Below are 10,896 nucleotides of genomic sequence, written 5' to 3' on the forward strand. Positions count from 1 at the left end.
CCGCCTTATGCCGTCGTAGTGTGGGTCGCCCCACCAGAGAATCGCCAGAGATTACTGAAACAGGATGATAGGAGGTCTGCGACTTGTTTGGAGCTGCGGTCGCCCCACCAGAGAATCGCCAGAGATTACTGAAACGTTCATTGCCCCAGGTGACGAATACCCTGTCGAGGTCGCCCCACCAGAGAATCGCCAGAGATTACTGAAACAACCGCTCCCGGAAAGCCCGCAAATCAGCTTTGTAATGTCGCCCCACCAGAGAATCGCCAGAGATTACTGAAACCTGGCGCACCTGACCTGCTTGCTGCTGGTATTGGCGTCGCCCCACCAGAGAATCGCCAGAGATTACTGAAACATCCACTAGCTTGTGAGTTTCGCGCAGCAGCGACGGTCGCCCCACCAGAGAATCGCCAGAGATTACTGAAACAACATGGCCGTTCCCACCGTCGGCCAGATTGCCGATGTCGCCCCACCAGAGAATCGCCAGAGATTACTGAAACAGACACGTTACCACATGTCACAGGAAAATGTGGCGCTGTCGCCCCACCAGAGAATCGCCAGAGATTACTGAAACTCCCGCCATGTGTTACAACCCGCACATCTAATATGTCGCCCCACCAGAGAATCGCCAGAGATTACTGAAACAAGCGGTTCGTCGTCTATTGGCGGCTGCGGTGGGTGTCGCCCCACCAGAGAATCGCCAGAGATTACTGAAACAGTCCATCACGTTCCCACGCCGACCATGTGGCAAGGTCGCCCCACCAGAGAATCGCCAGAGATTACTGAAACTCAGACTGTCTTGTTGGGGAATTGGCACGCGCAAAACAGTCGCCCCACCAGAGAATCGCCAGAGATTACTGAAACAACCAACCGAAGGCCCCTTTAAGGTCAACATGTTTTGTCGCCCCACCAGAGAATCGCCAGAGATTACTGAAACAGGTCTACAAGCCACCGGCCAGGCCAACCACCGACGTCGCCCCACCAGAGAATCGCCAGAGATTACTGAAACTGTGAATCCATTTGCACAGCGGGAAACGGGGTTGCGTCGCCCCACCAGAGAATCGCCAGAGATTACTGAAACAACCACATACACGATGGCATAGCCATACTCCATCACGTCGCCCCACCAGAGAATCGCCAGAGATTACTGAAACCGTCACGCACGCACGCAGCACGCACGCACGATTTTGTCGCCCCACCAGAGAATCGCCAGAGATTACTGAAACACCAGTCTGCTACTCCTCTTCTTCATACTCTGATGTCGCCCCACCAGAGAATCGCCAGAGATTACTGAAACTTAATACCGTTGTTGTTGGCCTTTTTGATGGTTTCGTCGCCCCACCAGAGAATCGCCAGAGATTACTGAAACGAAGCTGTTGAACGCCTTAAGGCCATGCGGGATTGGTCGCCCCACCAGAGAATCGCCAGAGATTACTGAAACTAAAGCCGTCAACAATTGGGTTCACGGCAAGATGCTGTCGCCCCACCAGAGAATCGCCAGAGATTACTGAAACGTGTATATCGGCCAGACACCCGTGTACCAGAGTATGTCGCCCCACCAGAGAATCGCCAGAGATTACTGAAACTCAGGTATGGGCTGCTTTCTTGTTTTCTATCCAGAGTCGCCCCACCAGAGAATCGCCAGAGATTACTGAAACATTCGTAACCGATAGGCGTTACCGGGAATAGTTCGCGTCGCCCCACCAGAGAATCGCCAGAGATTACTGAAACAACAACCGTGTTAACTCTCCCAGGTGGGATTCTAAGTCGCCCCACCAGAGAATCGCCAGAGATTACTGAAACAACCGCTCCCGGAAAGCCCGCAAATCAGCTTTGTGTCGCCCCACCAGAGAATCGCCAGAGATTACTGAAACGTTCGATTTTTATAGGGATTACTGGTTGCGGGGAGGTCGCCCCACCAGAGAATCGCCAGAGATTACTGAAACGATATACACATCCGGGGTCTACTTCTGGCCTGACAAGTCGCCCCACCAGAGAATCGCCAGAGATTACTGAAACACGATTGTCCCACGATAAAAGTTGACCGGGCCGCCGTCGCCCCACCAGAGAATCGCCAGAGATTACTGAAACTTTTTGCAATGACTCGCCATAGAAAAGGGTTCCATCGTCGCCCCACCAGAGAATCGCCAGAGATTACTGAAACGGATTGTCATCACATATACGCCATAATCGAAACCCGGGTCGCCCCACCAGAGAATCGCCAGAGATTACTGAAACACCACCAGACAGTAGCGCGCATTTTATCTCGTTTGGTCGCCCCACCAGAGAATCGCCAGAGATTACTGAAACGTATAGTGATACGGGACATAAAATTTGTGGGGTAGGGTCGCCCCACCAGAGAATCGCCAGAGATTACTGAAACATTCAAAAGAACTAGACCTAATAGCCCAAATAGCAGGTCGCCCCACCAGAGAATCGCCAGAGATTACTGAAACTTTATCGTTATCTTTTTGGTCGGTATGTTGTCTCCGTCGCCCCACCAGAGAATCGCCAGAGATTACTGAAACTTCTGTTGATATTGAGTCTGACTACTCTGAAATAGTGTCGCCCCACCAGAGAATCGCCAGAGATTACTGAAACATAAGGTTGCCCTGGGTCTGGCCGATGGAAGCGCAGTCGCCCCACCAGAGAATCGCCAGAGATTACTGAAACGATATATACGTCGGGAGTTTACTTCTGGCCTGACAGGTCGCCCCACCAGAGAATCGCCAGAGATTACTGAAACCACAAGCGGGGCGCAAGGCTCCTCAACTCCTGGCTGTCGCCCCACCAGAGAATCGCCAGAGATTACTGAAACGCACAACTTCCCGGCGCGTCTTTTGGGGTGGGGCGGTCGCCCCACCAGAGAATCGCCAGAGATTACTGAAACGTTACGACCCGGTGACGCGCATTTGTGAAATCAGCGTCGCCCCACCAGAGAATCGCCAGAGATTACTGAAACTTGAGGACTACGAACGGGCAACCGGCTGGACCATGGTCGCCCCACCAGAGAATCGCCAGAGATTACTGAAACACTGCATGACGTACAGGGTGATTGCACCGACTAAAGTCGCCCCACCAGAGAATCGCCAGAGATTACTGAAACCTACGGGGCATCATACAGTCTGCGTTACTATGTGCCGTCGCCCCACCAGAGAATCGCCAGAGATTACTGAAACCTACGGGGCATCATACAGTCTGCGTTACTATGTGCCGTCGCCCCACCAGAGAATCGCCAGAGATTACTGAAACATTACAATGGCGGCAAGTACATCGGGAACGTGCCATCGGTCGCCCCACCAGAGAATCGCCAGAGATTACTGAAACTCACAAGTAAATTTTACCGTTCGTGATTTTTCCGATGTCGCCCCACCAGAGAATCGCCAGAGATTACTGAAACATAAAAGCCGACCCAAAGCACATCTTTGTACCCTCGGTCGCCCCACCAGAGAATCGCCAGAGATTACTGAAACATCAATGTTTCCCGACACATCCTCAGGGGCGGTTGCGGTCGCCCCACCAGAGAATCGCCAGAGATTACTGAAACGTGTCTATTGCTTTTGCGCCGTCAATCGTAGTAGCTGGTCGCCCCACCAGAGAATCGCCAGAGATTACTGAAACATTGAGATGCTGGAACTCCAGGTAAGTACAGGGAACGTCGCCCCACCAGAGAATCGCCAGAGATTACTGAAACTCTGCTCATCGAAGGCGTGGCCGCGCTCGACCACCGTCGCCCCACCAGAGAATCGCCAGAGATTACTGAAACACCAAACAATCCGATGGCAACGCGCTACCATCGGCGTCGCCCCACCAGAGAATCGCCAGAGATTACTGAAACACTGGGTGGGCGGGAAACGCGCGGGAACGATACCATCGTCGCCCCACCAGAGAATCGCCAGAGATTACTGAAACACTTGACTGCTATTTGACAATCTTCTGGCAGATCGCGTCGCCCCACCAGAGAATCGCCAGAGATTACTGAAACACTCCGTCCATCTTCCTATTAGATAGATTGAATAAGTCGCCCCACCAGAGAATCGCCAGAGATTACTGAAACTCTGGCTGCTCCATGTCGCCGGGGATTGTGCGCGGGGTCGCCCCACCAGAGAATCGCCAGAGATTACTGAAACAACGTGGATAACAGGTGATTATCTTGGGTTTGAACGTCGCCCCACCAGAGAATCGCCAGAGATTACTGAAACGTGACCGGATCGTACTCTTGGCACGGCTCAAAGTCGTCGCCCCACCAGAGAATCACCAGAGATTACTGAAACCTTGGAACTGCTGTTTTTGTATCACCCTTGGCCATTGCCGCCCCATCAGAGAATCGCCAGAGATTATTGAAACCCCTGCTGTAGACCAGCTAAAAAGCGTGGCTGTGCTGTCGCCCCATCAGCCAGACATCTTCAACAGTGACCTGGGCGCGCAGTTTACAGCCCATGCCTTTACCAGTGAACTGGCGGCGGCAGGAATCCGCATCAGCATGGATGGCCGTGGCCGCTACCTGGACAACATCTTCGTCGAGCGCCTTTGGCGCAGCGTCCAGCACGAAGACGTTTATTTGAAGGAGTACGCCACCGTCCCGGCTTCAACCGCCGGGCTGGACGATTACTTCCGCCTGTACAACGATGAACGGCCGCATCAAAGCCTGCAAGACCTGACACCGGCCGTTGTCTACAGAAGGGGCTGCCGGCCGTTGGTTGACCCGTCTCGTAGCACCATCATTAATGTCAAAAGTATCCACCTTATTTTTGCTGATTTGTGGTCTTGACAATAGGGGTCACTATATCGGGTTCATGGTTGGAATTGCGCTTCACCTCAACAAAGTAAGAGCGCAGATCAGCCGGGGTGAGGGCGCTGCCGCCCAAAAGATAAAGTGGGGGGATAACGGTCGCCCAGGCGGCGCAAAAATGCTTCGATCTCGTCGGTTGCTAGGCTGCCCATGCGGCCTCCTTGGCCAATCTTGTCAGCAAGCGATCAGCAGCGTAGTGATAAGAATCCAACCAATTGGCTTTGACGCCGCTTGATTCACGATGATGGGCGCTCAACTGCTGTAGCTGCACCTGGGGAACGCCCGTACCATCCAGGCCAAACGAAGCAGCAAACAAATCAGGTAATGGCCGTTGGTTGGGCAGGTGTTGGCGCAGTTGATCGCCATGAATCTGCTGCAAGAGAACGGCCGCTGTGTAGAACAGTTTCAGACTTATCTGCTGCACCTCAGTGAGTTGGCGCAGCGCGGCGGGAACGGCCGTTGCCGTTTCCGGCTGGTAAAGAAACAGAGCGATGAGCACCGGATGCAGGCGTGCCGCCTCATTCTGCACCAGCCCCGCCAGCAAAACGTCGGTCGGCAAACGCCCTATGGCAACATTGCTTTGGCTACCGACAACGATATGCAGATTGCGCACTGCCAGTTCAGCGAGCAGTTCTCTTTCCGAAGCAACCTGTTCAGCTTGCTGGATCATTCATTCACATATCGTAACGACCAACCATAGAGAGGTTTAGTCATTACCATCACACTCTTAATAGCGCCTATTTGCTTCCATTATACGGGAAAAGGGGAGGGGAAACGGCCGTTACCCACCCCCAAGCCGCAAAAACGTCGCCTCAAAAGCTTTGCACGCCCGCTGCTGTTGCAGCCGGTTGGTAAAATCAAAGGTCTCATTCATTTCATAATACTGAAATATTTCCAGACCCCGATCTAGCGAAATCTTCCAACCATGATCAGTGATGATATGCCGGGCGTGGAGCTTGCCGATGGGGTCAAAGACCATCGTGAAGCGAATTCCCACCGTGTCGCAGGCTTGCTTAATCCGCTGGAAAGAGTCAATCTGGTTGTCGCTGAACTCATCTTGAATCGTTACCAGATGGACTTCCACTTCCTCCCCTTCCGCCTTGTGTCGCACAACCGTCTCCAGAAACTCCATGAAGTTGCGAATCTGGTGGCGTTTACGCAGATAGGGATCCGTTACCTCAATTCGTTTCGCCCCTTTCAGGTAAGGGCCGAACAGGTTGTCGTAGCTGACACCGCGTTGATTTTCCTTGAAAACCAGATGCTTCTCTTTTAGCACACTGGTCTCATCAGATGCGCCCGCAGCCTCATCAGTTTGCTCAGCGTCAGGGGCTGCTACCCCGGCCTGCCGGTGGTAATACTGCGGATACAACTCTTCTTCCAGAGTCGGCACCGTGACCGTTTGCCCGCTGCCCGTGCGGTAGCCAAACTGCACGGCCGTATAGGTATTATCAATCCGCAGCAGTTGATCCTTCACCCGTTTGCGCCCTTCAATAGCAAAGCGCAGCATCATCTCGATTTCTTCCGGGCTGGCTTCCCCATGTGGAAACAAGATTTTCATCAGGCCGGAGAATGTTTTTTGCACGGCCGTTCTGTCCCGCGTCGAAATCTCTTCCAACAACTCAAAATGGGCGGTGTAGTGATGGGAATAATCGTGGTTGCGCAAGTTGCGCAAAATTTCCGCCAGATAATCCACCACAAAGCCATAGCCGTCAGAAAACATCTCGCCGCGAATGATGTCCACTTCCCAGCCGGGGATATAGAAATGGAGCCGGTCCAGAAAAGCGGAATCGTAATACTGTCGGGGCAGTTCATCGAACAGGTCAGAATGGTGCAGCATGTAGGGCAGGGTGTGCTGCGTATTGCCCACAAAGACCATCGAAGCCTCCGCGCCGAGCGTTTCAATGCCCCGCGAGAAGGATTTGTTAGCCATATAATTTTTGAGAATGTCTACCAGGGCGCTGTTGGCCCGCTTCGCTTTCCCGGCGAACTCATCGAAGGCGACCGTGTCCCAGTAACCTACCAGCCCAATTCGGCCGCTGGCGTTGTTGACAAACAGCTTGGCGACCGTCACTTCACCGCCGGAAATGAGGATACCGTGCGGCGAAAACTCGGAGTAGATGTGCGATTTGCCTGTCCCTTTAGGGCCTAATTCGATCAGGTTGTAGTTGCGTTCGCAGTAGGGGATCAGCCGCACAAGCTGCATCAACTTGCTGCGCTGGCCGAAATGCTCTGGATTAAAGCCCACGCTTTGCAGCAGCAGGTCTATCCACTCTTCGGTGGTGAACTGGCGGCGGGCGGAGAGGTAGGTGTCATAGTCAAAGTGGGATAGCTGGATCGGCTTAATCGTCTCCATAACGAAGGGGCTGACGTTTTTATCCTCGGAATACATATATTCCAGGTCGGCAATACACCAGACGCCGCTGACCAGCAGTTTGGGATGTCGCTTCACGACATCGGGATCAACCAACAACTGCTTGATGCCTAAATTGGTGAAGCTGGCTTCGTACACGTCTTTTTTGTCGTTCAGGTCTACGCTGATTTTGTCAATGACCTTGTGCCGCCCCTTTTCGCGGATGGTGGAGCGCACCAGCCCGGCCTCGTTGCGATGGACATAATGCTTGCGCAATATCTCCTTCACCGTCTCCACGCCGGATTGGATGCTGGCCTCGTCATCGGTGGCGCAATACTGCCCCAGGAGGTATTCCAGCACATAGGAAGGCACAATGGCGTTGCCTTTGACCAGTTTGACCAGGTCTTTACGTACGACCAGGCCGGGGAAATGTTGATTGATTTTTCGGTCGAGTTCGGTCATGGGTTGTTGGTCTAATCAAAATCACTGGTGATAGAGCGGCGCAGGGTGTAGCGTAGGGCCTGATATTCCCGGTAGTGGGAAGTATCGGTGACGCGCTCTTCGAGGCGAAGAATGACTTCTTGCCCCTCGGCCTCTTTCGCCTCCTGGGTCAGGATAAATTGTACCGGCAGTTCGCGTTCGCGCTCGTTGACGGAGCGGAAATCAAAAACCAGGGTGGGTTGATTGGAGATAAGCTGCCCGGTCAGGGTGAAGATGCCAGCGCGCAAGATGCGCGGCTGCATTTTGTCCGTTACTGGCTCTGTCTGGTAAAAGCGCACGGTAAGCTGGTTGGTGGTGATGGTGGCGCTGCTGCCGCGCAGGATGTCTACGGGAACCATTGTCACGTCGCTTTGCCGTTTTTTGTTGATCTGGATGATGGGGATGATGATCTCCTGCAATGATGCACCGCCATGCACGTAGCGGCTGCCGGCCCCCTTCACCCGCAGGCGGTTGATGGACTTAGGCAGCAATATCTCCATCTCGCCTGTCAGCCCGGCTTGATCCGCCGTCAGCTTCTTAAAGCTGTTATCGGCAGCCAACCCATGCCCCAGAACAAAGCGGCGGTTGTGGTTGAGAATTTCTTGGCCGCTGGCCTTTTGCCCGGCGAAGTCGCTCTCATCCAGCGCCCGGTGCTGGTAGATGAAGCCATGATCGGCCGTGATCAGCATATTGCTGACGTTGGCATTGGCTAATTTTTTGATGATGCGGATCAACTCTGCCAACGTTTCGGCAACGGCGTCGCAGGTACGCTCCTCCGTCTCCCGTTTGTCGCCGGTGGCGTCTATGCGGTTGTGGTAGACATAGACGGCCTTGTGGTCGCGGAACAGAGCGCGGCTTTCTTCGCGGCTCATGTTGAGGAGGACATCGGCTTTCACGGCCGTTGCCCCCCCATCCTTTACCGCCCCCTGCAAAATCTTCTTCCGGTTCTCCAGCCCGGCCGAGTTTTGCCCATCCACCAGGGCTGTCTGCCCATCCCCGGCAATCGCCAATGTCTCATGGGGCAGCAAGGCGGCCATGCCCAACTGGGTGTAGCTGGGCAGCCCGGTCACGGCGCAGCTTAGCTCCGCTTCGTAGCGGTCTTCCTGGCGGATCAGGCGCACCAACGCCTCACCGGCCTCATAGCGCAGGGCGTCGGAGATGATGACAAAGAGCTTGTTGTCGCGGCGCAGGAACGGCGCCACCTGATCGGCAAAGAAATCGGCCTGACGAGGGAGGGCAACGGCCGTCCAATCCGTCACCCCATCCACCATTGCCTGCCAGCGGTCATTCAACGGCAGCAAGAACTGGTTGCTGTAGCGGTTATCCACCTCATCCAGCAGCCGCGCCAGCAGCGTCGGCTGGCCTGACTGCCGCAGGTGGTAGATGAAGTCGCGGTAAAGCTGGTCCAGCAGAAACCACGCCTTCTGGTACTGCGCCAACCCATCGGCAAAGGAGCGGATGGTTAAATCGGCGCGGTCTAGCGTGTGAAGAAATTGGGCGGCGGCGTCTATCGCCTCATAGCTGTGTTCATAGCGCCCGTACCAATGGCGCTGGCGGCGCTGGCGCACAATCTGGGCGCAGGTCTGGCCGTCTATGGTGCGGTCGGCCACTTCACGGGCCAGGTCGCCGAGGATTTTCTGATCCACCAGTTCGTAGAGGTCGAGGGCGAGCAGTTGGCGATACGGCCGTTTCGCCAAATCCCGCTCCACCTGTAACAAGTCGGCATAGCTGGCCGACAGAGTGGCAAAGGCGGGCTGAAAGCGAGCGCTGTCTTGCCAGCGCTGCAAAAAGAGCATGGCGTCGTTGTTCAGCCGCGGCGTCTCGCCCACGCCCTGAGCATAAGCGGCCTTGAAGAGGTGGATGGCGAAATCGCGCAGACCGGGCGTTTCGGATTGGTAGCCATAGCTCCGCTCTGCTTGCTGCCATAGGAACGGCTCCAATTCGCAGCGTTGGATCAGGCGCAGTTTGTCGTCCCCTTCGTCGGCCAGTTCGGCCAGCAGGTTTTCCAGGATGGCATCCAGGCGTGGTTCGGCGGCGGCGCAAACGGCCGTTAACTTCAACAACACCTGCCGCGCCCCATCATCCGACCGCAGCAGCCCCTTCAACGCCATGCGCCGCTGGCTGGCGCGGAAAAACTCGACGTGGGGGGCAATGACATCGGTGAACTCGATTCCCAGCCCAATCTCCGCCAGCCACAGCGCCATCTGGTCGGCGCGAAACTCGCCATGCGCCAGTTGCACATCCAGCAGCCAGTTGTCCAGGTGTTCGGGCGGCGGCCCGGCGTGGTAGAGCAGGAATTTTTGTTGCGGTTCCTGGCGCAGGATGCGGTGTTTGACGCCAAACTGGTTGTCGCCGAGGCTGATTTTCTCCACGTCGGGCAGCGTCAACGTCTCGTACTCTGCGCCCAATTCTGCCTTGGCGTCGTACCAGAAGATGATGCGGTGGCGGTCAAACAGGCGGGTCAGGGCTTGGCTGATTTCGTTCATAGCTTTTCTTGATTCTAATCCTACCATTATCCGTGTTAAAATGGCTCCATGACAACGACTGTGCAACTTACGCTAGAACTGCCCCAGGACATCTTTTCTGCTCTGCGCCAGGAACCGGAGACGTTTTTGCGCGAAATGCGTCTGGCTGCCGCTGTCAAGTGGTATGAAACCGAGCAAATCTCGCAATCCAAAGCGGCTGAAGTCGCTGGCATCTCGCGGGCGGAATTTTTGGCGGCGTTGGCCCGGTTTGGCGTTTCCCCCTTTCAAATCACCGCCGATGAGTTAATCTCCGAAGTCAATAATGTCTGAGCGATGGGTTGTTAAATGCGTCGCCGCTTATTATCCTATCGGGAATTTAGGCACAGGGGAAACGACCATTTCCCTCCGCTAATTTCGTGTGTTTCAAGAGATGCGCCAGCAGCGTCACCTCTCTAAACTTCTGGTTCTTAACCTGCATATGAAGCGATTTGCGTCGGGCGTGGGTTGAGGGGTTGTCGTATCGTTGGCCGGTCAGTCGCGGCGGGGCGGCGCAATTGTGATTCCGGCGCTGTAATAACAGCCACCGTGTCGCCAGACATATTGAAAAACTCGACACTGTAACCAGTTTCCAGGCCCGGCACATCATGTCGCTCAACGACTACTCCAACATCACCAGCCAAAACCCCTTCTTCTGGTAGGTCTACCAACAGGATAACGTCTTCAAACAGAGGGAAATCCATTTTGAATCTCCTTCAAACGGCCGTTAATTCGGAATTTTCATAACCTTCGCCGCCCATTATAGCAGTAAAGCA

6 protein-coding genes and 1 CRISPR repeat array (1 of these 7 cut by a window edge) are annotated in these 10,896 nt (G+C 54.7%); of the genes, 2 read left to right on the plus strand and 4 right to left on the minus strand.

Annotated elements, in window-relative coordinates; genetic code table 11:
* Positions 1–4,344: a CRISPR direct-repeat array (repeat unit 37 nt; unit sequence GTCGCCCCACCAGAGAATCGCCAGAGATTACTGAAAC); it begins 630 nt to the left of the window's first position.
* A 25-nt stretch (positions 4,345–4,369) separates the two neighbouring features.
* Positions 4,370–4,768 (plus strand): transposase, encoded by a 399-nt coding sequence (locus IPM39_26395; protein MBK8989546.1) that lies wholly within the window; start codon positions 4,370–4,372, stop codon positions 4,766–4,768.
* 160 nt (positions 4,769–4,928) lie between these two features.
* On the opposite strand, the gene IPM39_26400 is transcribed toward IPM39_26395, so the two are convergent.
* The 3 genes from IPM39_26400 to pglZ form a co-directional block, all read right to left on the minus strand.
* Entirely contained in the window at positions 4,929–5,459 is a 531-nt protein-coding gene (locus IPM39_26400; GenBank protein ID MBK8989547.1) for a hypothetical protein, read from the minus strand.
* Positions 5,460–5,570: 111 nt separating this feature from the next.
* Positions 5,571–7,601: a BREX system Lon protease-like protein BrxL gene (gene brxL, locus IPM39_26405; protein ID MBK8989548.1), complete on the minus strand. Its 2,031-nt coding sequence runs from the start codon at positions 7,599–7,601 to the stop codon at positions 5,571–5,573.
* An 11-nt stretch (positions 7,602–7,612) separates the two neighbouring features.
* On the minus strand, positions 7,613–10,105 hold the full coding sequence (pglZ, locus tag IPM39_26410; protein MBK8989549.1) for a BREX-1 system phosphatase PglZ type A: 2,493 nt from the start codon (positions 10,103–10,105) through the stop codon (positions 7,613–7,615).
* Positions 10,106–10,153: 48 nt separating this feature from the next.
* On the opposite strand from pglZ, the gene IPM39_26415 reads away from it, so the two are divergent.
* Positions 10,154–10,414 carry a UPF0175 family protein gene (locus IPM39_26415; GenBank protein MBK8989550.1) on the plus strand — a complete coding sequence of 87 codons (261 nt, stop codon included), beginning with the start codon at positions 10,154–10,156 and terminating at the stop codon, positions 10,412–10,414.
* A 137-nt stretch (positions 10,415–10,551) separates the two neighbouring features.
* On the opposite strand, the gene IPM39_26420 is transcribed toward IPM39_26415, so the two are convergent.
* Positions 10,552–10,824 carry a DUF4926 domain-containing protein gene (locus tag IPM39_26420; protein ID MBK8989551.1) on the minus strand — a complete coding sequence of 91 codons (273 nt, stop codon included), beginning with the start codon at positions 10,822–10,824 and terminating at the stop codon, positions 10,552–10,554.
* Positions 10,825–10,896 lie beyond the last annotated feature (72 nt).

The organism is Candidatus Leptovillus gracilis (assembly GCA_016716065.1).
Lineage (GTDB): Bacteria > Chloroflexota > Anaerolineae > Promineifilales > Promineifilaceae > Leptovillus > Leptovillus gracilis.